Origin of the sequence: Hymenobacter translucens, assembly GCF_020685205.1 — a bacterium.
GTDB classification, from domain to species: Bacteria; Bacteroidota; Bacteroidia; order Cytophagales; family Hymenobacteraceae; genus Hymenobacter; species Hymenobacter translucens.
This window is the reverse complement of sequence record NZ_JAJERB010000009.1, coordinates 67,461-93,623: the sequence shown is the minus strand read 5'-3', so window position 1 is coordinate 93,623 and position 26,163 is coordinate 67,461. Positions and strand designations below refer to the sequence as shown.

Sequence of the window (26,163 nt, the reverse complement as noted above, 5' to 3'; positions counted from 1 at the left end):
CCGGTTAGATACCGTTATAGAAGTCGATTACGTCGCCTTCCTTCACGGTTACAATAGCCTTTTTCCCGTGGGGGCGACGGCCGCTAACGGATCCGCCCTTGGTGAACTTCGACTTCAGCTTGCCGTTGGTGCGGATCGTGCTAATGCCCGTTACCGTCACGCCATACAGCTGCTCGATTTCCTTTTTGATCTGAACCTTGTTGGCGGTGCGCTCAACTTCGAAAGCGTACTGACCTTTCTCGTTCAGGGCCGTGGCCTTCTCGGTCACGATGGGTTTCTTCAGCGTGCTCATTACTCAGCAGTGGTGTAGAGTTGTTCCAGCGACTTCAACCCGTCTTCCGACAGCAGCAGGGTGTCCGTGTTCAGCAGGTCGTGGGTGTTCAGCGCCACGGGCGTCGAAACGGTCACTTTCTGGATGTTGCGGGCCGAGAGCAGCACGTTCTTGTCGGCTTCGCCGGTCACGAGCAAGGTTTTCTTGCCGTTGTTCAGCTTCAGACCCGACAGGATCGAGAGGAAATCTTTCGTTTTAGGAGCGCTCAGGCTGATGTTCTCAACCAGGGCAACCTTGCCATCCTGGGCCAGTACCGACAGAGCGGACAGACGGGCCAGGCGCTTGGTCTTTTTGTTCAGCTTGAAGCCGTAGTCACGGGGCTGGGGACCGAATACACGGCCACCACCGATGAACACCGGCGACTTCATGCTACCGGCGCGGGCACCGCCCGTACCTTTCTGCTTCTTGAGCTTCTTCGTGGTGCCGTGCACCTCGTTGCGCTGCTTCGACTTGTGCGTGCCCTGGCGCTGGTTGGCCAGGTACTGCTTCACGTCGAGGTACATCACGTGCTCGTTGGGTTCGATGCCGAAAACAGCATCCGACAGCGTCACCTTGCGGCCGGTGTCTTCTCCCTTGATGTTATATACTGACAGTTCCATCTTGCGTTATTTTTCCAGGACCACGTAAGAGTTCTTGGCACCGGGAATCGAGCCGCTAACCAGAATCAGGTTCTTGTCGGCTACAATGCGCATCACCTTCAGGTTCTGCACTTTTACCCGGTCACCGCCCATGCGGCCGGCCATGCGCATTCCTTTGAATACGCGCGAGGGCCAGGAGCAGGCACCGATAGAACCGGGGTGACGCAGACGGTTGTGCTGACCGTGGGTCTGCCCGCCTACACCAGCAAAGTTGTAGCGCTTTACTACGCCCTGGAAGCCTTTACCTTTCGAGGTGCCTACAACGTCAACAAACTCACCTTCTTCGAAGAGAGTAGCGTCGATGGTGGAACCTGCTGCGAACGTCGATTCCGCGTTAAGGCGGAATTCAACGAGCTTTTTCTTGGGAGTGGTACCGGCTTTAGCGAAGTGACCGACCAGCGCTTTGGTCGTGTTCTTTGCTTTTTTCTCGCCGTAGCCGATCTGAATGGCGGTGTAACCGTCATTGGCCAGCGTTTTCACCTGCGTCACTACGCACGGACCCGCCTCGATGAGCGTGCAGGGAATGTTCTTCCCGTCCGGAGTGAAGAGGCTTGTCATACCGATTTTTTTACCGATGATGCCAGGCATTCGTTTTAGATTTAATAAAAAGACACAGAAGAAAACGCCCGAATAGCGTTTTCGGAATGGGAGTGCAAAGCTAGAAAATATTTACGACGTTTCGCAACCCTGTTCTGAAATATTTTCAGGGAGTTACAGGCCGGCCCGGCAGAGCGTAGTGGTTCTCTTTCAGTGGCTTCCAACTGTACTGCCGAGCTGCCAAGTGTGGCTGCTCTTCCCCTGCTGCCGGGTTTGGCACGTCCGGACTATCCGGATGAGTTGCTATACTGCAAAACTGGCCCTCTGATTGCGGGTCTCAGGCGAGGCGACCTGCTGGCTCAGCCTCGTCATCGGCTATGAGTGCCGAAAGGGCCAGCAGCAGAAAGAAGAGTGCATACGTCAGACCAATCTGGGTTTCGAGGGTGTACTCCACTAAGAAGGACAAACTCACAATGCAGTACTGGGCTACCAGCAGCGGCGCGTGCCGGGGCCAGGCCCACCAGGCGGGATAGTAGAAGCAAAGCAGGAAGAGCAGCAGCCCCAGCCCACCGTAGGCGACTAGGTTATATAGAAACTGGTTGTGGGGCTTGATATAGTTGGTGATGCTGGGAAAGTGCTGATTGTAGCGCGTCTGCATTTCCGGCTCCATATCGGCCTTGCCCACGCCCACTATCGGATTATCCCGGATAATCATACCAGCCACCTTATAGGAGTACACCCGCCCCACCAGAGAGTAATTGTTGGCCGACTTACTGGTATCTACTTTACTCAGGTCTTCCTGGGTGTTGTGAAACTTGTTGCGAAAGGTCGGGAACAGCGCAAAGCTCAGCAGCGGCAGCACAACCATACCCAGGGCCAGCTGACCGGCCAGCTTGTAGCGGGCTTTGCGCAGCACCAGCCAGGCAATAGTCAGCCCACCCAGCGCATAGAAGGTCGCCAGTCCGCTGCGCACGGCCAGTAAGTGCTGATACAGCATCAAAAAGATAACAGCCCCTACTACCAGCCTTCGCCACCCAGCCAGGTTTCCTTCCCGGGCGAGCATAACCACCCCGGCAGCAATGGCCAGGGTTATCATTAAACTGAAGCGAATATGGTCGGGCTCCGTGGGCATCACCCGCGACTCGAGGTACAGCTGGTTGATGACGGCCGCGTGGAACAGGTAGTAGATGGTACTTCCCAGGGCAGCCAGCACGGTAAGCGCGATAAACAAAAGCCATAGTGCCCGCAGGCTCCGGGCTGGCAGCACAGGCAACAGGCAAAACGCCAGTGGGAGCAGCAGGAAGGGCGACTGCAGCACCACGTCCTGCCCGTACTCGCTCATTTTCTCGGCCGAGGTGTTCAGCCCGCTGAGCAGGTGCAGCACAAATACCCCGGTAAAGGCCGCGTACACGTGCCAGTAGCGCCGGTGCTCAATCCGCCGATGCGATACCGCGTAGCCAAGTGCCGTCAGCGTAAGCCCGATGATGCCGATGCTGGGCAGGATGCGGAAGAAGCTGGCGACAAACAGCCCGATAACTATGCACGCGGAAAAGAAGGTGGTGGCGTACTGCACCCGCTTCATCGAAAACACACTGCCGGTAAGCTGATCCATAGTAAGAAGTAAGAAGCCGGGCCAACGTCCCGTTCCGCCAAAGCAAAATCAGCCGAAAGCTAGATAAAAAAAGCACCCCACGGTACGGGACCGTGGGGTGCTTTTACAAAACGAAGGCAGGTTGAATCAAACTTTGATTTCAACGTCAACACCGCTGGGCAGCTCGAGCTTCATCAGAGCATCTACCGTCTTGGACGACGTGGAGTAGATGTCGACGAGGCGCTTGTAGGTGCACAGCTGGAACTGCTCACGCGACTTCTTGTTCACGTGGGGCGAACGAAGAACGGTGAACTTCTCCTTGTTGGTGGGCAGCGGGATAGGACCGCTGACGATGGCGCCCGTAGCTTTAACCGCTTTCACGATCTTCTCGGACGATTTGTCTACGAGGTTATGATCGTAGGACTTGAGTTTGATGCGAATTTTCTGATTCATGTCTTAAGTCTGAAAGCGAATTAGCGAACAGCGTTGCCTTTGGTCTTGGCTACAATGCCATCAGCAAGGTTTTGCGGAACCTGCTCGTAGTGCGAGAAGGTCAGCGAGGCCGAAGCACGACCCGAGGACAGCGTGCGCAGGTCAGTTACGTAGCCGAACAGCTCCGACAGGGGCACGTCAGCTTTGATAACCTGAGCACCACCGCGGGTATCCATGCCTTTCATCAGGCCACGACGACGGTTCAGGTCGCCGGTTACCGGGCCCGTGTACTCGTCGGGGCACAGAACCTCAACGGACATGATGGGCTCGAGCAGCTTCGGACCAGCCTTGCGGGCTGCTTCGCGGAAACCGCCACGGGCGGCCAGTTCGAACGACAGCGCATCCGAGTCCACGTCGTGGTACGAGCCGTGGAACAGACGCACCTTCATGCCCTCAACCGGGAAGCCGGCCAGCGGGCCATTCTTCATAGCCTCTTCGAAGCCTTTCTGGATCGGAGCAATGAATTCGCGGGGAATAACACCACCGACAATAGCGTTGTCGAACTCGAAGCCGGGCTTCTCGGGCTCGGTCTCTTTCGGGCCGAGTTCGAATACGATGTCACCGAACTTACCACGGCCACCGGTCTGCTTCTTGTAGGTTTCGCGGTGCTCAACCTTCTTGGTCAGGACTTCCTTGTAGGCCACCTGGGGAGCACCCTGGTTGATTTCTACCTTGAACTCCCGACGCATCCGGTCGATGATGATTTCCAGGTGAAGCTCGCCCATGCCGCGCAGTACGGTCTGGCCGGTTTCCTCATCCGTGTTCACCCGCAGCGTGGGGTCTTCCTCGATAAGCTTGGCAATAGCCATACCCATCTTGTCAACGTCTGCCTGCGTCTTGGGCTCGATGGCGTAGCCGATTACCGGCTCAGGGAAGCTCATGCTTTCCAGTACCACCGGGTTTTTCTCGTCCGACAGCGTATCGCCCGTCTTGATGTCCTTGAAGCCAACACCGGCAGCAATGTCGCCGGCCTGGATCTTGTCGATCGGGTTCTGCTTGTTGGAGTGCATCTGCATCAGACGCGAGATGCGCTCCTTCTTGCCCGTGCGGTTGTTGAGCACGTACGAGCCGCCCTCGAGCTGGCCCGAGTAGCAACGGAAGAAGCACAGACGGCCCACGTAGGGGTCGGTAGCAATTTTGAACGCCAGCGCGGTGAAGGGCTCCGAGTTGTCGGGATGACGCTCGATTTCCTCGCCGTTCTCGGGGTTGGTGCCGATGATGGCGGGCATGTCGAGGGGCGAAGGCAGATACGCCATTACCGCGTCGAGCATGGTCTGCACACCCTTGTTCTTGAAGGCCGAGCCGCACAGTACAGGCGAGAACTTCATGTCGATAACCGCCTTGCGGATTACCACCATCATTTCCTCACGGGTGATGCTGTCCGGATCGTCGAAGAACTTCTCCATCAGCGTGTCGTCGTACTCAGCTACGCTTTCGACGAGCTTTTCGCGCCACTCCTGTACGGTGTCTACCAGATCCTCGGGAACGGGAACCTCGTCGTACGACTTACCTTCGGTTTTGTCGTCCCATACGATAGCCTTACCCGTGAGCAGGTCTACTACGCCTTTGAACGTGTCCTCAGCGCCGATCGGGATCTGCAGGGGCACGGGGTTAGCGCCGAGCTTGTCCTTGATTTCGGCTACGGCCTTGAAGAAGTCAGCACCGGCACGGTCCATCTTGTTGACGAAGCAGATGCGGGGCACCTTGTACTTGTCAGCCTGACGCCATACGGTCTCCGACTGGGGCTCTACGCCGGATACGGCGCAGAACAGGGCCACAGCGCCGTCGAGCACGCGCAGCGAGCGTTCAACTTCTACCGTGAAGTCAACGTGGCCGGGGGTGTCGATGAGGTTGATCTTGTACTGCTTGGTTTCGCCGGTCGGGTTACCCCGCTGGTCGGTCGGGTAGTTCCAGAACGTGGTCGTGGCAGCCGAGGTAATCGTGATGCCACGCTCCTGCTCCTGCTCCATCCAGTCCATCGTGGCCGCACCATCGTGCACCTCCCCGATCTTGTGGGTTTTGCCGGTGTAGTACAGAATGCGCTCCGAGGTCGTCGTCTTACCCGCATCAATGTGGGCCATGATGCCGATGTTGCGCAGGTACTCTAGTTGTTGATTAACAGCCATGTTTTTATGAGGGGCTTAGGGTCTTAGGTTCCCGGGGCTTGGTTGTTCAACGCGCGTGCAAGAGAACAAAAACCAAGGTCCAGGACCCCAAGACCCTAATAACTGTTTAGAATCGGAAGTGCGAGAAGGCCTTGTTGGCTTCGGCCATACGGTGCGTGTCGTCCTTCTTCTTAACGGAAGCACCTTCACCTTTGGCAGCGGCAATGATTTCGCCAGCCAGCTTGTCCTTCATGGTCTTTTCACCACGGCGACGAGCATACTGAATCATCCACTTGGCACCTACCGAGATCCGGCGGTCGGGGCGAACTTCGATCGGCACCTGGAAGGTAGCACCACCTACGCGGCGGCTCTTTACTTCTACGGTCGGCATCACGTTGTTCAGGGCCTTGCGCCACATCTCCAGGCCGTTTTCCTTGGTGCGCTGCTCAACAAGCTCGCAGGCATCGTAGAAAATGGTGTAGGCCAGGTTTTTCTTTCCGTCATACATCATGTAGTTGACGAAACGGGTTACCAGCGTCTCCTTGTACTTGGGGTCGGGCAGGAGGATGCGCTTTTTCGGTTTTGACTTTCTCATGGGTTCAGATGTGAGTTATGAACGGCTGGGCGTGGGCTAAGAACCATGTGCTAGCCAACACGCGCTACCGCTTTACTCGTATCAATTACTTTTTCTTGCCGGGTGCGGGTTTGCCGCCTTTGCCGGTGGCAGCCACCTGGCCGGGCTTCGGACGCTTGGCGCCGTACTTCGAGCGGCGCTGGAGACGGCCGCTTACGCCAGCCGTATCGAGAGCACCACGGATGATGTGGTAGCGAACACCGGGAAGGTCTTTCACACGGCCGCCGCGAATCAGCACGATGGAGTGCTCCTGCAGGTTGTGGCCTTCACCCGGGATGTAGGCGTTGACTTCCTTACCGTTGGTGAGGCGCACACGGGCAACTTTACGCATAGCCGAGTTCGGCTTCTTGGGCGTAGTGGTGTACACGCGGGTGCATACGCCACGGCGCTGCGGGCACGAGTCCAGGGCCGGCGACTTCGACTTCGTCGTCAGCTTCTCGCGGCCTTTTCGTACTAACTGGTTAATAGTAGGCATTTATGGAATGGTTTGTCAAGGAGGGTTCTCTCCCAAAAAATTAGGCTTGCAAAGGTATAGAAGTTGCCGGCAAATAGCAAACAGGTTGAAATAGTTTGTTTTAGGTGCCCGAAAAAAGTTACGCCTTTCCGTCTCTTTACCCCTTAGCTCAACCGGGGCACTGCCATGTTGGGCAAAAGAAAAGGCTTCACCGGGAAGTGAAGCCTTTCTGGAAGGTCATTACAGGTGCAAGGCTCCTATGCCTCCCCCATCGTGCCCCCGAAGTTCATCGGGAAGCTGGGCATGTCGGCCTGAGGCTTGATGGGGCCGAAGCTCTGCTCAAACCGGTCGATGTTCTCGGCCAGCGCCGCGACCAGCCGCTTGGCGTGCTCGGGCGTGACCACGATGCGGGCTTTCACCTTGGCTTTGGGTACGCCGGGCATCAGCCGGATAAAGTCGATGACAAATTCGCTGCTGCTGTGCGCAATCATGGCCAGGTTGGCGTACTCGCCTTCGGCAATGGCCTCGGGCAGCTCGATGTTAATGGCGTTCGGGTCCTGGGTGGGGTCTATGGGTGCTTGCTGAGCCATGGGGCGGGAAAGTCAGAGGAAAGTAAAACAGAAGGCTAAAGCTACTAAAAAGAAAAAGCCGGCCAGATTGCTCTGACCGGCTTTGCCTTACTTGTCTAACGCAGGACTACTCCTGGTTTGAGGTTTCGCGCTTGCCAACCCGGGAAGGACGCTTCGTTTCCTCGGCCGCTTTCGGGGCCGGGACTTCCACATCGTCCACGGAGCCGACAACCTGACGCGTGTACTCGCGCAGACCGGTACCGGCCGGGATGAGGTGACCTACGATTACGTTCTCCTTCAGGCCCAGCAGCTCGTCGGCCTTGCCACGGATGGCAGCTTCCGACAGCACCTTGGTCGTCTCCTGGAAGGAAGCGGCCGAGATAAACGACTGGGTGCCCAGGGAGGCCTGGGTGATACCCTGCAGCGTGGGACGCGACACCGAAGGCTGGGCTTCGCGCACCTGCACCAGAGCAAGGTCACGACGCTTCAGGCTGGAGTTCTCGTCGCGCAGGCGGCGGGCACTCACAATCTGACCCGGCTTCAGGTTCGGGGAGTCCCCGGCGTCCGTTACCACCTTCATGTCGATGATGGTATCGTTTTCCTCCATGAAGATAATCTTGTCGATTACCTGGTTTTCGAGGAAGGTCGTGTCGCCGGCGTCAAGGATAACCACTTTCTGCATCATCTGGCGAACGACCACCTCGATGTGCTTGTCGTTAATCTTCACACCCTGCAGACGGTACACTTCCTGAATCTCATTCACGAGGTACTCCTGCACGGCGCCCGGACCCTGGATGCTCAGGATGTCGGAAGGCGTGATGGCCCCATCCGACAGCGGCATGCCGGCGCGAATGAAGTCATTGTCCTGCACGAGGATGTGCTTGGACAGCGGCACCATGTACTTCTTCTTGACCCCGTCCTTGGACTCCACGAAGATTTCGCGGTTACCACGCTTCACGGTACCGTAGGTTACCACACCGTCGATTTCCGACACAACGGCCGGGTTCGAGGGGTTACGGGCTTCGAAGAGCTCCGTAACGCGGGGCAGACCACCGGTGATGTCGCGGGTTTTGCCAATGGCACGCGGAATCTTGGCCAGGATGTGACCAGCCTTGATCCGGTCGCCGTTCTCCACGTTGAGGTGGGAGCCAACCGGGATGCTGTAGCCCTTCTGCCCTTCTGCTTCGGCCTTTTTGCTGGCCTTCACAATGATGGAGGGGTTCTGGGTCTTGTCCTTGGATTCGATAATCACCTTTTCGCGGTGACCCGTCTGCTCGTCCGACTCCTCCCGGTAGGTAATACCTTCCGTGATGGCGTCGTACTGCACGGTACCGTCGAACTCGGCCAGGATGACGGCGTTGTAGGGGTCCCAGTTGCAAAGCTCCTGGCCCTTCTCCACTACCTGTCCTTCGTCCACCATCAGGAACGAGCCGTAGGGCACGTGGTTCGAGATGAACACCTTGCCCGTGTTGGGCTCCACGATGCGGACTTCGCCCGAGCGGCCCATTACCACTTTACCTTTCACGCCTTCGGCGGTTTCGGTATCCACGGTACGAACGTCTTCGAACTCCACCGTACCGGCGAACTTGGCGCGGATGCTGGCTTCAACGGCAATGTTGGAGGCCGTACCACCTACGTGGAAGGTACGCAGCGTCAGCTGGGTACCCGGCTCACCGATGGACTGCGCGGCAATTACACCTACTGCTTCACCTTTCTGGACCATACGGCCCGACGACAGGTTACGGCCATAGCACTTGGCGCAGATACCCCGCTTCGACTCACAGGTCAGTACCGAGCGGATTTCCACCGTTTCGATAGCCGTGTTGTCAATCTGACGGGTTACTTCCTCGGTGATTTCCGAACCTGCCGATACGATAACCTGATCCGAGAGAGGATCCAGTACGTCGTGTACTGCTACCCGACCCAGGATACGCTCAGCCAGCGACTCTACGATATCCTCGTTGTCCTTCAAGGCCGAAACCTCCAGACCCCGCAGCGTACCGCAGTCCACTTCGTTTACGATTACGTCCTGCGAAACGTCTACCAGACGACGAGTCAGATAGCCGGCGTCAGCCGTCTTCAGAGCCGTGTCGGCCAGACCTTTCCGGGCGCCGTGGGTCGAGATGAAGTACTCGATAACGTCCAGGCCTTCTTTGAAGTTGGACAGGATCGGGTTTTCGATAATCTCACCAACCGAACCCTGCAGCGACTTCTGGGGCTTGGCCATCAGACCACGCATACCGCCGAGCTGACGAATCTGCTCCCGCGAGCCGCGGGCACCGGAGTGCATCATCATGTAGATCGAGTTGAAGCCCTGGTTCTCCTTTTCGAGGCGACCCATGAGGGTTTCAGTGATCTGGTTGTTGATGCGGGTCCAGATGTCGATAACCTGGTTGTAACGCTCGTTGTCGGTAATCAGACCCATCTGGTAGTTCTGAGTAACGGCCTTCACGTCGTTCTGCGCCTGCAGCACCAGGGCATCCTTCTCCTTGGGAATCTGGATGTCGCCCAGACCCATCGACAGACCACCTTTGTAAGCCGACTGGAAGCCCAGCGTCTTAATGTCGTCGAGGAACTGTGCGGTGCGGGCCATGCCAGTCCGCTTGAACACCATCGAAATGATCTGCTGGAGCTTCTTCTTGGTCAGCAGCTCGTCTACGAAACCTACTTCGGTGGGCACAAGCTGGTTGAACAGCACGCGGCCGGCTACGGTCTCGATGATCTTGGTAACCAAGTCGTCATTTTCGTCCCGAACCTGGGTGCGCACCTTGATGTAGGCGTGCTTGGAGAGCTGGCCTTCGTTGATGGCAATCACAACTTCCTCGTCGGAGTAGAAGATGCGGCCTTCGCCCTGGATCTTCTCTTCGTCGGTGCTGCGCTTGCCTTTGGTTACGTAGTACAAGCCCAGAACCATGTCCTGCGACGGTACCGCGATGGGCGCGCCGTTGGCCGGGTTCAGGATGTTGTGCGACGCCAGCATGAGCATCGAGGCTTCCAGAATAGCGGCCGGTCCCAGCGGAACGTGCACAGCCATCTGGTCACCGTCAAAGTCAGCGTTGAAGGCCGTACAAACGAGCGGGTGCAGCTGGATAGCCTTGCCCTCGATAAGGCGGGGCTGAAACGCCTGAATGCCCAGACGGTGCAGGGTTGGAGCACGGTTCAGCAGGACCGGGTGGCCCTTCAGCACGTTCTCCAGGATGTCCCACACCACGGCGTCCTTGCGGTCCACGATCTTCTTGGCCGACTTCACCGTCTTCACGATGCCGCGCTCGATGAGCTTGCGGATGATGAAGGGCTTGAACAGTTCGGCTGCCATGTTCTTGGGCAGACCGCACTCGTGCAGCTTCAGCTCCGGACCCACGACGATTACCGAACGACCGGAGTAGTCGACACGCTTACCGAGCAGGTTCTGACGGAAGCGGCCCTGCTTGCCTTTCAGCATATCGGACAGCGACTTCAGAGCACGGTTGCCTTCGGCGCGCACGGCATTCACCTTACGCGAGTTGTCGAACAGCGAGTCAACGGCTTCCTGCAGCATGCGCTTCTCGTTCCGCAGAATCACCTCCGGCGCCTTGATTTCGATCAGGCGCTTGAGGCGGTTGTTGCGGATGATAACGCGACGGTACAGGTCGTTCAGGTCAGAGGTAGCGAAACGGCCGCCGTCGAGCGGCACCAGGGGGCGCAGCTCCGGGGGAATCACGGGCACCATGCGGATAACCATCCACTCGGGCTTGTTCTCGATGCGGGTAGCCGCGTCGCGGAAGGCTTCTACTACGCGCAGACGCTTCAGGGCTTCCGCCTTCCGCTGCTGCGAGGTCTCGTGCGCGGCCGAGTCGCGGAGGCTATAGGAAAGCTCGTCGAGGTTGGTGCGCTCCAGCAGCAGTTGCAGGGCATCCGCCCCCATCCGGGCAATGAATTTGTTGGGGTCCTCATTGGGCAGCATCTGGTTCTCGCGGGGGAGCTTGTCGATGATGTCGAGGTACTCGTCTTCGGTCAGGAAGTCCAGCTGCTGTACGCCTTCTTCGGCCAGTACACCGGGCTGAACCACTACGTACCGCTCGTAGTAGATAATCTGGTCGAGCTTCTTGGTGGGCAGGCCCAGCAGGTAGCCGATTTTGTTGGGCAGGGACTTGAAGTACCAGATGTGCGCAACGGGCACCACCAGTTCGATGTGGCCCATCCGCTCCCGGCGTACTTTCTTCTCGGTCACCTCCACGCCGCAACGGTCGCAGATGATGCCTTTGTAGCGAATCCGCTTGTACTTGCCGCAGTGGCATTCCCAGTCCTTTACCGGACCGAAAATCCGCTCGCAGAACAGGCCGCCCATCTCGGGCTTGTACGTCCGGTAGTTAATGGTCTCGGGCTTCACCACTTCCCCGTTCGACCGCTCCAGGATGGATTCGGGCGAGGCCAGGGAGATCGTGACTTTCGAGAAGTCCTGTACCAGTTTCTTGTTTTTTGCAAACGCCATGTAGTAGAGCTGTTAGCTGTTGGCTTTGTGGCTGCCGTGGATGATCGTCTCTTCTTAAGAAAAGTCCGAAAAACCAGAACAGTTTGACTCTGATAAAAGTGCTCTGCCGGTCGGATAGGTACGCCAAGCAGCAGGTTCGATCAGGTCTGATGGGTACTAGCGCAGGCTTTGGCAAACCTGAGCTTGGAGCGGCTAACCAGCTCCCGCTGTTGATGCCGTTCTGACCATATCTCGGAACGACGCCGGGAGCGGCTATTCTCGGTTTCCCGAACCGCGGTACTCTTTATAGTATAAAGCCCGAAATAGGAGTTGCCGGTACCGGGGCACCAACAACTCCTAAATCAATAATCGGCTTTAGTCAAGCGTGATTTCCAGGGCCAGACCGCGCAGCTCGTGGATGAGTACGTTGAAGGACTCGGGGATATTCGGCTTGGGCAATACGTCGCCTTTTACAATGGCTTCGTAGGCCTTGGCCCGTCCGATAACGTCGTCCGACTTTACCGTCAGGATTTCCTGCAGCACGTTCGACGCACCGAAGGCTTCCAGGGCCCACACTTCCATTTCACCGAAGCGCTGACCACCGAACTGGGCCTTACCACCCAGCGGCTGCTGCGTGATGAGGGAGTACGGTCCGATGGAGCGGGCGTGCATCTTGTCGTCAACCAGGTGACCCAGCTTCAGCATGTAGATCACACCGACCGTTACCGGCTGGTCGAACTGCTGACCGGTCAGACCGTCGTGCAGGTACGAGCGGCCGAAGGTGGGCAGCCCGGCTTCCGTCAGCTCGCGCGATACTTCCTCTTCGGTAGCACCGTCGAAAATCGGGGTAGCGTAGGTGCGGCCCAGCTTGAGGCCGGCCCAGCCCAGTACGGTTTCGTAGATCTGACCGATGTTCATGCGGCTCGGTACACCCAGCGGGTTGAGCACGATGTCCATCGGGGTGCCGTCGGCCAGGAAAGGCATGTCCTCATCGCGCACGATGCGGGCTACCACACCCTTGTTACCGTGACGGCCGGCCATTTTATCACCCACCTTCAGCTTGCGCTTCTTGGCGATGTATACTTTGGCCAGCTGCACGATGCCGGCGGGCAGCTCATCCCCTACTTCCAGGGTAAACCGGTCCCGCTTGAAACGAGCGGTGATGGTGTTGCGGCGCTTGGCGTAGTTTTTCACCAGCTGCAGCACCATGCCATTCACTTTCTCGTCGGCGGTCCAGTTCTCCAGGATCAGGTCCTTGAACATGTTCACCTCTTCCGGCACGGCGTAGTTGCTCTCGTCCTTGTAAGGGTTCTTCTCGGGGAAGAGCGCATCGGCAATGTTCTTCTTGCCGAACTTCACACCCTTGGTCAGGATTTCGTCGCCAAACTTGTGCTTCACGCCCTGGGAGGTTTTGCCTTCCAGCAGCTGCACCAGCTTCTCGACCATCACGGCTTTCACCGCGCGGAGCTCCTTGGCATAGGCGTCTTTCAGCTCTTCCACTTCCTTCTTCGACTTGGCCCGGAGGTTTTTGTCTTTCTTCGGACGGGAGAACAGCTTGGTGCCGATAACCACACCCTGCAGGGAAGGCGGCGCCTTAAGGGAAGCATCCTTCACGTCGCCGGCCTTGTCGCCGAAGATGGCGCGGAGCAGCTTCTCTTCGGGGGTCGGGTCGGTTTCGCCCTTGGGCGTAATCTTACCGATCAGGATGTCGCCTTCCTTCACCTCGGCGCCGAGGCGGATGATACCGTTGTCGTCGAGGTTGCGGACGGCTTCTTCGCTTACGTTCGGAATTTCCGAGGTCAGCTCTTCTTCGCCACGCTTGGTTTCACGCACTTCCAACTCAAACTCCTCGATGTGGATCGAGGTGAAGATGTCGTCGCGAACTACGCGCTCCGAGATGACGATGGCATCCTCGAAGTTGTAGCCCTGCCACGGCATGAATGCCACCTGCATGTTGCGGCCCAGGGCCAGCTCACCGTTGTTCGTGCCGTAGCCTTCGCACAGGGGCTGTCCTTTGTACACGCGCTGACCACGCTTTACGATCGGGGTCAGGTTAATGCAGGTATCCTGGTTAGTCCGGCGGAACTTGATCAGATCATAGGAGATCTTCTCAGCGTCGAAGCTTACCAGGATGTCTTCGGCCGTCAGATCGTACTTCACTACGATCCGGTTAGCGTCGACGTAGTCAATGACACCGTCGCCCTCGGCTACCACCAGGGTGCGCGAGTCGATGGCGGTGCGGCCTTCCAGACCCGTGCCCACGATGGGAGCCTGGGGACGGAGCAGGGGCACTGCCTGACGCTGCATGTTCGAGCCCATCAGGGCGCGGTTAGCATCGTCGTGCTCCAGGAAGGGAATCAGCGAAGCAGCCACCGATACAATCTGGTTCGGGGCCACGTCCATGTAGCTGTACTCCTGGGGAGCCACTACGGGGAAGTCACCTTCGAAACGACCTTTCACGAGGTCGTTGATGAAGTTACCCTTGTCATCGATGCGGGCGTTGGCTTGGGCGATGTGGTGAGTGTCTTCCTCTTCGGCGGTCAGGTACTTCACTTCGTGGCTCACGTCCACCTTACCTTCCTTTACAGCGCGGTAAGGCGTTTCGATAAAGCCCATGCCGTTTACCCGGGCGTGCACGCACAGCGACGAGATCAGACCGATGTTCGGTCCTTCCGGCGTTTCGATGGTGCACAGGCGGCCGTAGTGGGTGTAGTGAACGTCACGTACCTCGAAACCGGCCCGCTCCCGCGACAGACCTCCTGGTCCCAGGGCCGATACGCGACGCTTGTGCGTCACCTCGGCCAGGGGGTTGGTCTGGTCCATGAACTGCGACAGCTGGTTGGTGCCGAAGAACGAGTTGATAACCGATGACAGCGTGCGGGCGTTGATCAGGTCAACGGGCTTGAAGTCTTCGTTGTCACGCACGTTCATGCGCTCCTTGATGGTCCGGGCCATACGGGCCAGGCCCACGCCGAACTGCGCGTAGAGCTGCTCACCCACGGTGCGTACCCGACGGTTCGACAGGTGGTCAATGTCGTCGACTACGGCCTTGGAGTTGATCAGGCCGATCAGGTACTTCACGATGAGCACGATGTCCTCGTTGGTCAGTACCCGGGCTTCCCAGTTCTTGTCCAGACCCAGCTTCTTATTGATCCGGTAGCGGCCCACGTCACCGAGGTCGTAGCGCTTGTCCGAGAAGAACAGCTTCTGGATGATGTCACGGGCAGTTTCCTCGTCGGGGGCTTCGGTGTTCCGCAGCTGACGGTAGATCTGCTCTACAGCTTCCTTCTCCGAGTTGGAGTTGTCTTTCTGCAGCGTGTTGTAGATGATGGCGAAGTCGGCGATGTTCACATTCTCCTTGTGCAGGATAATGGACTTGGGCGCCGCGTTCAGGATGGTATCGATGTCCTCTTCCTGGATGGTCGAGTCACGCTCCAGCAGAACCTCGTTCCGGTCGATGGATACCACTTCACCGGTATCCTCGTCCACGAAGTCCTCGGTCCAGGTGCGCAGCACCCGGGCAGCCAGCTTGCGGCCGACAGCCTTCTTCAGGGCCTTCTTGTCGGCCTTTACTTCCTCCGACAGCCCGAACAGGTCGAGAATGTCTTTGTCGGTGCCGTAGCCGATGGCGCGCAGCAGGGTGGTAACCGGGAATTTCTTCTTCCGGTCGATGTAGGCGTACATCACGTTGTTCACGTCCGTGGCGAATTCAATCCACGAGCCTTTGAACGGAATGATACGGGCCGAATACAGCTTGGTACCGTTGGTGTGCTTGCTTTGGGCAAAGAACACGCCGGGCGAGCGGTGCAGCTGTGACACAATAACCCGCTCGGCACCGTTGATGACGAACGAGCCTTTCTCGGTCATGTAGGGGATATTCCCAAGGAACACTTCCTGCTCGATAGTTTCGAAGTCCTCGTTGTCCGAGTCGTTGCAGACCAGGCGCAGCTTGGCTTTCAGCGGCACGGAGTACGTCAGGCCCCGGTCGATGCACTCGTCAACCGAGTACTTGGGCGGGTCTACGTGGTAGTCCATGAAGGTCAGCACGAAGTTTTCGCGCGAGTCGGAAATCGGGAAGTTTTCGGCAAATACCTTGAACAGGCCCTCATCCGTCCGGCTTTCGGCGGCCGTTTCCAGCTGGAAGAAATCCTGGAACGACTGCAGCTGCACGTCCAGGAAATCCGGGTACTCAATAACTTTCTTAATCTTGGCGAAATTGATTCGCTCAACGGCTTTCTGCAAAGCCTGTGCTTTCGGTGTAGCCAATGCGTTGGGGTGTTAAGAAATGGACACTGAAGCGTAATCACACGCGGCAAACCTTGCCGCCACCTCCGCCGTACCCGTAGGCACAAAAAGCCGCAATGCGGCGCGTGAGGGCAATATGGCTATGGTTATAGCCTACAAACAGGAAAAGACCTGGCTTAGTTGCCAGGCCTTATCCAATTTGGGAATGGTGAAGAGGGAGGCAGAATTACTTAACCTCTACTTCAGCACCAGCTTCTTCCAGCTGCTTCTTCAGGCCTTCGGCCTCGTCCTTAGCAACACCTTCTTTCAGGGGCTTGGGAGCACCGTCAACCAATTCTTTGGCTTCTTTCAGGCCCAGACCGGTCAGGTCTTTCACCAGCTTAACTACTGCCAGTTTGCTAGCGCCAGCCGACTTCAGGATTACGTCGAAAGCCGTCTTCTCCTCGGGAGCCTCAGCAGCAGCGCCACCGCCGCCACCGGCCATCATTACGGGAGCAGCAGCAGCGGGCTCGATGCCGTACTCGTCCTTCAGGATGGTAGCCAGTTCGTTTACTTCTTTCACCGTCAGGCTAACAAGCTGCTCAGCGAATGCTTTCAAATCTGCCATTTCTGTAGATCGTTAAAAAAAAGGGTTGTTGAATTGAAAATGGAAATGAAAAAGATGAGCAGCGGTTAGCCTGCAACCTCTTCTTTTTCGGAAAGAGTTTTGAGGATGCCAGCCAGCTTGCTGCCTCCGCTCGAAAGAGCCGAGATAACATTCTTGGCGGGCGACTGGAGCAGACCGATAACTTCACCGATAAGCTCGTTTTTGCCTTTCAGCGTGCTGAGCGTTTCAAGCTGGTTGGCTCCTACGTAGATGCTGGCATCCACATAAGCACCTTTCAGCGCGGGCTTGGGCTCTACGTTCTTGCCGTATGCCTGGGCCTTATAGAAATCCTTCAGCAGCTTGGCCGGTGCATTGCCGGACTCTTTCGAGAACAGCACACCCGACTGGCCTTTCAGCGCAGCGTCCATATCAGCCGTGTCGCCACCGAGGGTGTCGAGGGCTTTGCGGATCAGGGTGTTCTTGTACACCTTGTACTCCATTCCACGGTTGAAGCACAACCGGCGGAATTCGTTGATTTTCGCCACGGACATCGTAGAGGCGTCCGTGATGTAGAACGAGTTGTGCGATGAGAACTTCTCGCTCAGCTCGTCGACGAGGGCTTGTTTTTCTTGCCGGGTCATAATCGTCGTGAGTTAGTTAAACGGAAGTTACCGTCGTTTCTACCGGAACGGCCGGGCTCATCGTGCTCGAAAGCGTGATGCTCTTGATGTAGGTGCCTTTAGCCGACGAAGGCTTCAGACGCTGCAGAGTCTGGATTACCTCCAGGGCGTTCTCCGCCAGCTTCTGGTCGTCGAACGACACTTTGCCTACGCTGCAGTGGATGATGCCGGTCTTGTCGACTTTGAAGTCGATCTTACCAGCTTTCACTTCCTGAACGGCTTTGGCTACGTCGGTGGTAACGGTGCCCGACTTGGGGTTCGGCATCAGGCCACGGGGACCCAGTACACGGCCCAGACGGCCTACCTTGGCCATTACCGACGGCATCGTGATGATAACGTCGATGTCGGTCCAGCCTTTCTCGATCTTGGCGATATAATCGTCCAGACCTACGAAGTCGGCACCGGCGGCAGTGGCTTCGGCTTCCTTATCGGGAGTCACGAGAGCGAGTACACGAACGGTTTTACCGGTACCGTGGGGCAGCGTGGCAACGCCACGTACCATCTGGTCGGCTTTGCGGGGGTCTACGCCCAGACGCACGTCGATATCAACGGAAGAGTCAAACTTGGTATAGGTGATGTCCTTTACCACTTTGGCAGCTTCTACGAGCGAGCGAACCTGCGTCAGGTCGTGCTTGGCAAGGGCTTCCTTGCGCTTTTTGCTAACTTTTGCCATGAGTTTTTCTTGGATTAAAAGTTAGAAAGGAGCGTCACCTTTGATGGTGATACCCATGCTGCGGGCCGTACCAGCTACCAGCTTCATGGCCGACTCAATCTTGAAAGCGTTGAGGTCGGGCATTTTCACTTCAGCAATCTGGCGCACCTGATCCCAGGTAACCGAGCCTACCTTGTTCCGGTTGGGCTCTTTCGAGCCGCTCTGCAGCTTTGCAGCTTCCAAGAGCATTACCGGGGCGGGCGGGGTTTTCACCACGAAGTCAAACGACTTGTCGGTGTACATGGTGATCAGAACGGGACATACTTGGCCGGCCTTATCCTGGGTGCGAGCATTGAACTGCTTGCAGAACTCCATGATGTTAAGGCCTTTGCTACCAAGTGCAGGTCCAACCGGCGGCGAAGGGTTCGCAGCGCCTCCCTTTATCTGCAGACGCAGATAACCTCTAATTTCTTTGGCCATTAGGTTTGAAAGGCTTCGGGCAGGATGGTCGTAACACCAGCTGCCCTCAGTTTAAATAAACAGCTCCTGGTGGAAGCACCGTCGGCCCGGAGCGGACAACCGACGACGTGTATCTTGTTAGCAGCGAAAAGCTGGTGCAAAGCGTACCGTGACGCTCAACATCAGCTTCTGCCGTTACTTAGGACTCTTTTTCGACCTGGGTGTAGCTCAGCTCCATCGGCGTGCTGCGGCCGAAGATCTTGACGATTACGTTGAGCTTCTTGCGCTCTTCGAAAACCTCGCTTACCGTACCCGAGAAGCCGCTGAAGGCGCCGTCGACCACCTTTACCAGCTCGCCGGTAATGAAGGGCGTCTCGAGCGAGGCCGTTTCCTCCTCAGTCTCATCCACGATGCCGAGGATGCGGTTTACTTCGGCCAGACGCAGGGGCACGGGCTTGGTATTGGTGGTTTTGCCTTCCTTATCGCTCAGGAAGCCCAGAACCCCGGGCGTGCTGGTGATAATGTGGTCAACTTCGCCGTGCGACAGATCCGCGTGGATCAGAATGTAGCCGGGGAAGAAGTTACGCTCGCGCACCCGCTTCTTGCCGTTGCGCATCTCGTAGACCTTCTCGGCCGGAATCAGCACCTGCGGTACCAGTTCCGTGAGGCCATGGCGGCCAATCTCGGTTTCAAGGTACTGCTTGGCCTTCTTCTCCTGCCCGCTCACGGAACGGACAACGTACCACTTCAACTCTCCCATTAGATCAGCCGATTAACGGAATGAATTGTAAAATGCTTCGAGGCCGGTTTTGAAGACCAGGTCCATCAAACCAACAACGACGGCAAACACCAGGGAGCCAATCAGCACCAGGCCAGCGCTCTTCTGCAGTTCTTCGAAAGAAGGCCACGTTACCTTGTAACGCATCTCCTCAGTAGTGTCGCGGAAATACTTCGTCAGCTTGTCCATGGTGTTACTGCCTGTTGGCTGCTATAATCGTGACCGACAACCGGTCTTTTGGCACGAGTGGAGAGATTCGAACTCCCATCAAAGGTTTTGGAGACCTCTATTCTACCCTTGAACTACACTCGTAAGGAATAACCCCACTTCCGAAATTGTGGTTATGGGAGTGCAAAGGTAAAAAGAACAAATGAAAAGGGAAGTATATCACCCTAACCTTTTTAAGAAAAAGAGTGATCCTGCCGAGCAGGCCACGTAAATATTCCCCATTCCGTCGGCGCTAACCAGCTTTGTGCGGCTTGAAGTTAACTGCGTTACTTGCCAGGCAGTAGATACCCCGTTCAGAAACGTCTCAACCAGGGTTTTACTAAAAAGGTACTGCCAGGTACCGGGCCGACGTGGCCGGAGCCAGATGCGGCTTCGTCGGCAAATTCATAACGGCCACTAGGCTCAAGGCCGCAGGTGTTATCGATGCGACAAGTCGGGAGCGTTCAAGGCAACTACACTGGTGCCCAAAGGCGGCAGCTACTGATATAAGCAAAGTAATGCTCTCTATCCGTCGGCTATGGGTACTAAGCAGTTCCGTCCGGGTGGCTCCGGGTCTACTTTTAGGCAGACTGTCAGCAGCAGTGGGGCGAAGAGTACCGTCGTAGCTTTTTAGACAATCTGCGGTAATAGCTTGGCAACAGAAGCCACGAGGCCTGATATGGGCATAAAAAAAGCCTCTGATTTCTCAGAGGCTTTTTTTATTTAGCGCTTACGCGGCAAACTAGTCGAGGATTTCGGTTACCTGACCGGCACCTACCGTACGGCCACCTTCGCGGATAGCGAAGCGCAGGCCTTTCTCCATCGCCACCTTGTTGATCAGCTCAACGGTGATGGTGATGTTGTCACCAGGCATTACCATTTCAACACCTTCGGGCAGGGTGATGATACCCGTAACATCGGTGGTGCGCAGGTAGAACTGGGGACGGTAGTTGTTGAAGAAGGGCGTGTGACGGCCACCTTCCTCTTTCGAGAGAACGTAAACCTCAGCCTTGAACTTCATGTGGGGAGTTACCGAGCCGGGCTTGCAGATAACCATGCCACGACGGATAGCCTCTTTTTCAATGCCACGGAGCAGCAGACCTACGTTGTCGCCCGCTTCGCCGCGGTCGAGGATCTTGCGGAACATCTCAACACCGGTTACAGTCGACTTCAGACCTTCGGCACCCATGCCGAGGATATCAACCTGCTCACCCGAGTTGATGATACCACGCTCGATACGGCCGGTAGCAACCGTACCACGACCCGTGATCGAGAACACGTCCTCAACGGGCATCAGGAAGGGCAGGTCGGTCAGACGAGCGGGAATCGGAATGAAGGAGTCAACAGCGTCCATCAGCTCCTCGATCTTGGGAACCCAGGTAGCGTCGCCGTTCAGGCCGCCCAGAGCGGAACCCTGAATTACGGGGATGTTGTCGCCGTCGAAGTCGTAGAACGAAAGCAGCTCACGGATTTCCATCTCCACCAGCTCGAGGAGCTCGGGGTCGTCCACCATGTCAACTTTGTTCATGAATACCACCAGCTGGGGTACACCTACCTGGCGAGCCAGCAGGATGTGCTCACGGGTCTGGGGCATGGGGCCGTCGGTGGCAGCTACCACGAGGATAGCACCGTCCATCTGGGCAGCACCCGTTACCATGTTCTTCACGTAGTCAGCGTGACCGGGGCAGTCAACGTGAGCGTAGTGACGGTTTACCGTCGAGTACTCAACGTGTGCCGTGTTGATCGTGATACCACGCTCTTTTTCTTCGGGAGCGTTGTCGATCGACGAGAAGTCACGCTTAGCGGCCAGACCTTTGTTCGCCAGTACCGTGGTGATAGCAGCGGTCAGGGTCGTTTTGCCGTGGTCCACGTGCCCGATGGTACCGATGTTCACGTGCGGTTTGGAACGATCAAAATTTTCTTTAGCCATTGTAAAGAGATTAAAAGAGATGTGGGGTGATGAGGAAACGCGACTGAACTATACCGCAAGAAAGCGAAATGCAACTCCAATGAAGGCTTGTGCATGTCGCTTTTCCTGTCTGACAGATCCAAACGGTGCAGTCGCGCTGCTCCGTCGGTACTCGTATTCAGAGCCATTTATGGGATTTGAACCCATGACCTCTTCCTTACCAAGGAAGTGCTCTACCACTGAGCTAAAACGGCTTATTCTTTATTCTGATTACCGTCGGCCAGAAGCCGGTAGCAATCAAGTGAGCGGGAGACGAGGTTCGAACTCGCGACCTACAGCTTGGAAGGCTGTCGCTCTACCAACTGAGCTACTCCCGCAGGGAGTGATGAAGTGAGCTGTAAACAAGAAAGCGGTGTGCGCTGGCCACTTCGCTTGTTTACTGACTTACTGTGTGGGGGTAACAGGACTCGAACCTATGAACCCGAAGGAGGTGAGTTACAGTCACCCGCAATTGCCGCTATGCGATACCCCCAGCTTTGTTTTTTCAGGGCCGTCTGCCCCAACTTTTCCCTTCAATCATTCCCCCTTATAAGTGGGAGGGTGGCGAAAGGAGTTGCAAAATTAGCGGCTTTCTGATGCAAGTCAAGCCGAAGGGCAAAAAGCTTGTAATTATTTTTTGCACCAAAGTCTCTGTACGTTGTGCACGAGACCTTTATACTTTGCCGCCTCCCTGAAATAGTTGGTGCGCCGGCGCCGGCTACATCAGGCTGTAGAAGGTCTTGAGCCGCTCATCCTTTTCCTTATTGCGAATATCGTCGAGCACGGCTTTCAGATTGGGGCTGCTTTGCACCAGGGAGCTGAGGGCCCGGTAAGCCCCGAGCCGCACGTAGTACTGCGGATGGGTACGGGCATAGGTTTCAAGGCGCTTAACGCCCTTTTCCCGCTCAATCACGGGCATGCGCTGCATAAAGGTGCCGAAGTTCTGCAGGTAAGCGTACAGGTCTTCTTCGTTTACATCGTCAAGCCGGCGCAGGTACCACTGGTACTGGTCGATGGACCCGTTGCTGGCATAGTAGCTGGAAAGGGCCGTAAGCAGGCTGGCGCTGGGCGTTTCCTGAAGCGTGGCTATCCGGTCCCGGGCGGCTACGTTTGGCGCCTTGGCCAGCGCCTCGATAGCCGAGCCCACCACGAGGTAGGAACTGTCGTTGAGGGCAGCCAGGTAGGTGGCTCCAAAGTCTTCGTTCGGGAACGAGGAAAGCACGGCGAGGGCAGCCGCCCGCACCTGGCTTTTCGGATCGGAAGCGGCTACCCGCTGGATTTCCTTGCGTACGGCATTGCCTTCCGCACCCTTGTACTTTCGCAGCGACTCCAGCGACGCCTGCCGTACGGCCCAGAAGGGGTCGTTGAGGGCGTTGCGCAGCATGGCGCTGACCGTCAGGTCGTCCTTCTTGTTGCGCAGCTGCTCGATGGCTTCGTACTTCTGCAGGTAGTTGCGGGCGTGGTAGTACTGGTAGAGCAGCTCTTCCTGGGTGCGCTCCTCCTCAATCTGGGCCAGCAGCTGCCCTTCGGCATCAAACTTCACCAGGCTGGGGCGCTGCGAAACCGGCAGCTGGAAGGTCTGCACCATCTTGCTGACGACGATGCGGTGGTCAGTGGGCTGGTTGTTCACCCAGGTGGTAACCGTGACGGGCAGGCGGTAAATTGGCGTAAACGTGGAATCCTGCCGCTGCTCGACCTTCAGGCTGACCTGCCCGTTGTTGTAGCTGTGGGTAACCTTGAGTTCCGGGTGACCGCGCTTCATAAACCACTGGTCGAAAAACCACATCAGGTCTTCCCCGGTCACTTCTTCGAAAGCCAGGCGCAGGTCCGCAATTTCGGCAGTGCCCAGCTTGTGCTCGTTCAGGTAGCGGTTCAGGGCCAGGAAGAAGGCATCGTCGCCCACGTACTTGCGCAGCATGTGCAGCACCCGACCGCCCTTCTGGTAGCTGTGGCCGTCGAGCATATCCTCGCGGTTGGCATACTGGTACCGGATGATAGGCTCCCGCTTGCTCTGAGCTTCCTGCAGGTAGATATCGAGCTTCTGCTGCTGAATAAGGGCGGCCTGGTCGGCTCCGTACTTATACTCCGACCACAGGAACTCGGAGTAGTCGGCAAACGACTCGTTCAATGCCAGATTTGACCAGGACTCGCAGGTAACGTAGTCACCAAACCAGTGGTGAAACAGCTCGTGGGCAATGACGTCGTCGGCGTTGCGGTCCAGCAGCTCCCGGCGGGTCAGCTGGGTGTCTTCCTGACGAAACGTGACGGCGGAAGCATTTTCCATGGCTCCCGACACGAAGTCGTAAACGGCAATCTGCGCGTACTTTTCCCAGGGAAAGTCAATGCCCAGCCGCTTGGAGAAGAAGTCCATCATGGCCGGCGTATTGCCGAACACCGCCTTGGCCGTATTCTGAAACTTCGGCTGCACGTAATAGTCCACGGCCTTGCCCCGCCAGGTATCGTTCACCACGGCAAAGTCGCCCACGGCAATCATCGTCAGGTAAGGCGCAGCCGGTACGCTCTGCTTCCAGACGTCGGTACGGGTACCATCGGCGTTTTTCTTAGAGGAAATCAGCAGGCCATTCGACAGGGTTTTAAACGCGCCGTCCACCGTCAGGGAAATTTCCTGAGTCATGCGCTGGTTGGGCTTGTCGATAGTGGGAAACCAGGCCGAGTTGGCCTCCGTCTCGCCCTGGGTCCAGAGCTGCTTCGGCTTTTTCTTATCGGTGCCGAGCGGGTTGATGAAGTACAGGCCTTTGTCGGAACGGATGGCCTCACTGCCCCCGGCGGCCAGGGCATTGGGGTTAGCGATGTAGTTGATGCTGACCTGGTAGGGCTCGGTGCGGGTGTACTGCCGGTCGAGGTTGACAACGAGCTTGCGCTTGTCGTAGCTGTACGTCAGCGCTTTTTCCTTGCCGTTGGACAGCAGCCGGATATTCTTGATTTCAAAGCCCTTGGCGTCGAGCACCAGCTGTTTCTGGGGGTAGAAGTGCGGGCGCACCGTCAGCACGGCGGTGCCATAGACGTACTGTTTGGCCCAGTCGAAGCGCAGGTCGAGGCGGGTATGGAGCAGGTCGGTGACAATAGTAGCGGCCGGCTGCACCGGGTTAGCGGGCGGCAGCCAGTTGGGAACGATAATAGTGGACTCGCTGACGGGCGGCTCAGCCACGGTCAGGGTCTTCTTGCGGGTAGCGGTTTTATTCGTGGCCGGTTTCGTATTCTTACCGGACTGTGCGGAAACGGAGAGGTAGGAGGCGAGGACCAGGCAGATAGCGCCGAGGACCGAGTATTTCATGCGGGGCGGACAATAGGAAACGTGGCCTCAAGTTCCGAAATTATTTCAGATTTGGCCTATCTTTAAGCCCTTTTCCGCCCACCCGCTTTTCCCGCTCTATGCTACAGGTACGTACCGGACCCGACACCACTTGGGAAGTTGACTACCAGCCCAACGGCACCATTATCGTCAACAACGAACCCTTTGCCTGGGATCTGGTACGGCTCGGACCAAACCGCTTCCACCTTTTGCACGAAGGCCGCTCCTACACGGCCGAGCTGGTGGAGGCCGACTACCAGAGCAAAACCATTCAGCTCAAGCTCAACGGCCGACTCCTGCAGGTGCAGGCCAAGGACCGGTTTGATTTGCTGCTCGAAAAGCTGGGAATGTCGGATGCCGCTGCCAACAAGGTGAATGAGCTGAAGGCTCCGATGCCGGGCCTCATTGTGGATATCCGCGTAGAGGTAGGTCAGGCGGTCCAGAAAGGCGACCCGCTGCTCGTGCTCGAGGCCATGAAAATGGAAAACATCCTCAAAGCTCCCGCCGATGCCACCGTCAGCAGCATCAAAGTCGGCCAGCGCGACAACGTCAACAAGGGGCAGGTTCTGATTCAGTTCAGCTAGGCTCCTCCCCTGCCCTCCCGGCAGGCCCTAATACTCGCATTTCACGCTAACACCCTTTTTAACTTGAAGTACAACCGAATTCTGCTGAAGCTAAGCGGGGAAGCCCTGATGGGCCAGCAACAGTACGGCATCGACGCCAACCGGCTGATGCAGTACGCCGAAGAAATCAAAGCCGTAGCCGCTACTGGCGTGCAGGTCGCCGTTGTAATTGGCGGGGGCAACATCTTCCGCGGCGTACAGGCCGAAGCCTTCGGGCTCGACCGCGTACAGGGCGACTACATGGGCATGCTGGCGACGGTTATCAACTCGATGGCCCTGCAGAGCGCGCTGGAAAAGCTGCAGGTGAACACGCGGCTGCTCTCGGGCGTCACGATCCAGCGGGTGTGCGAGCCTTACATCCGGCGCCGGGCCCTGCGCCACCTCGAAAAAGGTCGGGTGGTCATTTTCGGAGCGGGCATCGGCTCCCCTTATTTCACGACCGACTCGGCCGCTTCGCTGCGGGCCATTGAGATTGAAGCCGACGTGGTGCTGAAGGGCACCCGCGTGGACGGCATCTACACCGCCGACCCGGAGAAAGACCCCAACGCCATCCGCTACGAGGAAATTACCTTCGACGAGGTGCTGGAGAAAAACCTCAACGTGATGGACATGACGGCTTTTACCCTGTGCAAGGAAAACAACCTGCCCATCATCGTATTCGATATCAACAAAACGGGTAACCTACAGCGTCTGCTCGCCGGCGAAAGCGTCGGCACCCGGGTCAGCATGACCAACAGCAGCAGTCAGGCCGGTCTTGCCGCTCCCCAGGCAATGGCTTCTGACGTGGAAGCTTCGGCTGGCCAGGTTTAGAGCCGGCGCAGGTCTGGCTTCCCGCTGCCTCCTATCCAACACTCCGCATTCAACCTTCAAC

At 57.1% G+C, this 26,163-nt stretch carries 21 protein-coding genes and 4 tRNA genes; 2 read left to right on the top strand and 23 right to left on the bottom strand.

Annotated elements, in window-relative coordinates:
- Positions 1–4 precede the first annotated feature (4 nt).
- From rplW to LJY25_RS17750, 23 genes are all read right to left on the bottom strand, one after another.
- The gene (rplW, locus tag LJY25_RS17860; RefSeq protein ID WP_227609842.1) at positions 5–292 is read right to left on the bottom strand and encodes a 50S ribosomal protein L23; all 288 of its coding nucleotides are present in this window, start codon (positions 290–292) and stop codon (positions 5–7) included.
- Entirely contained in the window at positions 292–930 is a 639-nt protein-coding gene (gene rplD / locus LJY25_RS17855) for a 50S ribosomal protein L4 (protein ID WP_227609841.1), read from the bottom strand. Before rplD ends, rplW begins: the two co-directional genes overlap by 1 nt.
- A gap of 6 nt (positions 931–936) precedes the next feature.
- A complete protein-coding gene (gene rplC / locus LJY25_RS17850) occupies positions 937–1,557 on the bottom strand; it encodes a 50S ribosomal protein L3 (RefSeq protein ID WP_227609840.1) in 621 nt (206 codons plus the stop codon).
- Between the two features lie 286 nt (positions 1,558–1,843).
- Positions 1,844–3,118: an O-antigen ligase family protein gene (locus LJY25_RS17845; RefSeq protein ID WP_227609839.1), complete on the bottom strand. Its 1,275-nt coding sequence runs from the start codon at positions 3,116–3,118 to the stop codon at positions 1,844–1,846.
- Positions 3,119–3,244: 126 nt separating this feature from the next.
- Entirely contained in the window at positions 3,245–3,550 is a 306-nt protein-coding gene (rpsJ, locus tag LJY25_RS17840; RefSeq protein ID WP_044515480.1) for a 30S ribosomal protein S10, read from the bottom strand.
- Between the two features lie 20 nt (positions 3,551–3,570).
- Positions 3,571–5,715, bottom strand: coding sequence for an elongation factor G (fusA, locus tag LJY25_RS17835; protein WP_227609838.1), 2,145 nt, complete (start codon positions 5,713–5,715; stop codon positions 3,571–3,573).
- Between the two features lie 106 nt (positions 5,716–5,821).
- Complete coding sequence (gene rpsG / locus LJY25_RS17830; protein ID WP_100337277.1) at positions 5,822–6,289, bottom strand: 30S ribosomal protein S7; 468 nt, start codon at positions 6,287–6,289, stop codon at positions 5,822–5,824.
- Positions 6,290–6,374: 85 nt separating this feature from the next.
- A complete protein-coding gene (gene rpsL, locus LJY25_RS17825; RefSeq protein WP_227609837.1) occupies positions 6,375–6,803 on the bottom strand; it encodes a 30S ribosomal protein S12 in 429 nt (142 codons plus the stop codon).
- A 236-nt stretch (positions 6,804–7,039) separates the two neighbouring features.
- Positions 7,040–7,372: a DUF3467 domain-containing protein gene (locus LJY25_RS17820; RefSeq protein WP_227609836.1), complete on the bottom strand. Its 333-nt coding sequence runs from the start codon at positions 7,370–7,372 to the stop codon at positions 7,040–7,042.
- A 106-nt stretch (positions 7,373–7,478) separates the two neighbouring features.
- The gene (gene rpoC / locus LJY25_RS17815; protein ID WP_227609835.1) at positions 7,479–11,822 is read right to left on the bottom strand and encodes a DNA-directed RNA polymerase subunit beta'; all 4,344 of its coding nucleotides are present in this window, start codon (positions 11,820–11,822) and stop codon (positions 7,479–7,481) included.
- Positions 11,823–12,176: 354 nt separating this feature from the next.
- Entirely contained in the window at positions 12,177–16,067 is a 3,891-nt protein-coding gene (rpoB, locus tag LJY25_RS17810; RefSeq protein WP_394799980.1) for a DNA-directed RNA polymerase subunit beta, read from the bottom strand.
- A 205-nt stretch (positions 16,068–16,272) separates the two neighbouring features.
- Positions 16,273–16,653: a 50S ribosomal protein L7/L12 gene (rplL, locus tag LJY25_RS17805; protein WP_227609833.1), complete on the bottom strand. Its 381-nt coding sequence runs from the start codon at positions 16,651–16,653 to the stop codon at positions 16,273–16,275.
- Between the two features lie 65 nt (positions 16,654–16,718).
- Complete coding sequence (gene rplJ, locus LJY25_RS17800; RefSeq protein WP_227609832.1) at positions 16,719–17,273, bottom strand: 50S ribosomal protein L10; 555 nt, start codon at positions 17,271–17,273, stop codon at positions 16,719–16,721.
- 16 nt (positions 17,274–17,289) lie between these two features.
- On the bottom strand, positions 17,290–17,985 hold the full coding sequence (gene rplA, locus LJY25_RS17795) for a 50S ribosomal protein L1 (RefSeq protein ID WP_227609831.1): 696 nt from the start codon (positions 17,983–17,985) through the stop codon (positions 17,290–17,292).
- A 21-nt stretch (positions 17,986–18,006) separates the two neighbouring features.
- Positions 18,007–18,444, bottom strand: coding sequence for a 50S ribosomal protein L11 (rplK, locus tag LJY25_RS17790; protein ID WP_227609830.1), 438 nt, complete (start codon positions 18,442–18,444; stop codon positions 18,007–18,009).
- A 178-nt stretch (positions 18,445–18,622) separates the two neighbouring features.
- Positions 18,623–19,183, bottom strand: a complete 561-nt coding sequence (gene nusG / locus LJY25_RS17785; protein WP_227609829.1) for a transcription termination/antitermination protein NusG — start codon at positions 19,181–19,183, stop codon at positions 18,623–18,625.
- A gap of 12 nt (positions 19,184–19,195) precedes the next feature.
- On the bottom strand, positions 19,196–19,390 hold the full coding sequence (secE, locus tag LJY25_RS17780) for a preprotein translocase subunit SecE (RefSeq protein ID WP_227609828.1): 195 nt from the start codon (positions 19,388–19,390) through the stop codon (positions 19,196–19,198).
- A gap of 49 nt (positions 19,391–19,439) precedes the next feature.
- Positions 19,440–19,513 (bottom strand) — tRNA-Trp (locus LJY25_RS17775).
- 637 nt (positions 19,514–20,150) lie between these two features.
- On the bottom strand, positions 20,151–21,338 hold the full coding sequence (tuf, locus tag LJY25_RS17770) for an elongation factor Tu (protein ID WP_227609827.1): 1,188 nt from the start codon (positions 21,336–21,338) through the stop codon (positions 20,151–20,153).
- Between the two features lie 161 nt (positions 21,339–21,499).
- Positions 21,500–21,571 (bottom strand) — tRNA-Thr (locus tag LJY25_RS17765).
- 50 nt (positions 21,572–21,621) lie between these two features.
- Positions 21,622–21,694 (bottom strand) — tRNA-Gly (locus LJY25_RS17760).
- Between the two features lie 75 nt (positions 21,695–21,769).
- Positions 21,770–21,849 (bottom strand) — tRNA-Tyr (locus LJY25_RS17755).
- A gap of 225 nt (positions 21,850–22,074) precedes the next feature.
- Positions 22,075–24,651 (bottom strand): M1 family aminopeptidase, encoded by a 2,577-nt coding sequence (locus tag LJY25_RS17750; protein WP_227609826.1) that lies wholly within the window; start codon positions 24,649–24,651, stop codon positions 22,075–22,077.
- Between the two features lie 98 nt (positions 24,652–24,749).
- Here LJY25_RS17750 and LJY25_RS17745 point away from each other — a divergent pair, with 98 nt between their 5' ends.
- Positions 24,750–25,253 (top strand): biotin/lipoyl-containing protein, encoded by a 504-nt coding sequence (locus tag LJY25_RS17745; RefSeq protein ID WP_227609824.1) that lies wholly within the window; start codon positions 24,750–24,752, stop codon positions 25,251–25,253.
- 63 nt (positions 25,254–25,316) lie between these two features.
- Positions 25,317–26,102, top strand: a complete 786-nt coding sequence (gene pyrH, locus LJY25_RS17740) for a UMP kinase (protein ID WP_227609823.1) — start codon at positions 25,317–25,319, stop codon at positions 26,100–26,102.
- Positions 26,103–26,163 lie beyond the last annotated feature (61 nt).

Bases quoted from the DNA above. Each gene is read 5' to 3' on its own strand.
- rplD (WP_227609841.1), bottom strand. From the start codon at position 930: ATGGAACTGTCAGTATATAACATCAAGGGAGAAGACACCGGCCGCAAG.
- rpsL (WP_227609837.1), bottom strand. From the start codon at position 6,803: ATGCCTACTATTAACCAGTTAGTACGAAAAGGCCGCGAGAAGCTGACG.
- rplW (WP_227609842.1), bottom strand. From the start codon at position 292: ATGAGCACGCTGAAGAAACCCATCGTGACCGAGAAGGCCACGGCCCTG.
- LJY25_RS17820 (WP_227609836.1), bottom strand. From the start codon at position 7,372: ATGGCTCAGCAAGCACCCATAGACCCCACCCAGGACCCGAACGCCATT.
- tuf (WP_227609827.1), bottom strand. From the start codon at position 21,338: ATGGCTAAAGAAAATTTTGATCGTTCCAAACCGCACGTGAACATCGGT.
- rplC (WP_227609840.1), bottom strand. From the start codon at position 1,557: ATGCCTGGCATCATCGGTAAAAAAATCGGTATGACAAGCCTCTTCACT.
- LJY25_RS17750 (WP_227609826.1), bottom strand. From the start codon at position 24,651: ATGAAATACTCGGTCCTCGGCGCTATCTGCCTGGTCCTCGCCTCCTAC.
- nusG (WP_227609829.1), bottom strand. From the start codon at position 19,183: ATGGGAGAGTTGAAGTGGTACGTTGTCCGTTCCGTGAGCGGGCAGGAG.
- rplJ (WP_227609832.1), bottom strand. From the start codon at position 17,273: ATGACCCGGCAAGAAAAACAAGCCCTCGTCGACGAGCTGAGCGAGAAG.
- fusA (WP_227609838.1), bottom strand. From the start codon at position 5,715: ATGGCTGTTAATCAACAACTAGAGTACCTGCGCAACATCGGCATCATG.
- rplA (WP_227609831.1), bottom strand. From the start codon at position 17,985: ATGGCAAAAGTTAGCAAAAAGCGCAAGGAAGCCCTTGCCAAGCACGAC.
- rpsJ (WP_044515480.1), bottom strand. From the start codon at position 3,550: ATGAATCAGAAAATTCGCATCAAACTCAAGTCCTACGATCATAACCTC.
- rplL (WP_227609833.1), bottom strand. From the start codon at position 16,653: ATGGCAGATTTGAAAGCATTCGCTGAGCAGCTTGTTAGCCTGACGGTG.
- LJY25_RS17745 (WP_227609824.1), top strand. From the start codon at position 24,750: ATGCTACAGGTACGTACCGGACCCGACACCACTTGGGAAGTTGACTAC.
- LJY25_RS17845 (WP_227609839.1), bottom strand. From the start codon at position 3,118: ATGGATCAGCTTACCGGCAGTGTGTTTTCGATGAAGCGGGTGCAGTAC.
- rpsG (WP_100337277.1), bottom strand. From the start codon at position 6,289: ATGAGAAAGTCAAAACCGAAAAAGCGCATCCTCCTGCCCGACCCCAAG.
- secE (WP_227609828.1), bottom strand. From the start codon at position 19,390: ATGGACAAGCTGACGAAGTATTTCCGCGACACTACTGAGGAGATGCGT.
- rpoC (WP_227609835.1), bottom strand. From the start codon at position 11,822: ATGGCGTTTGCAAAAAACAAGAAACTGGTACAGGACTTCTCGAAAGTC.
- rplK (WP_227609830.1), bottom strand. From the start codon at position 18,444: ATGGCCAAAGAAATTAGAGGTTATCTGCGTCTGCAGATAAAGGGAGGC.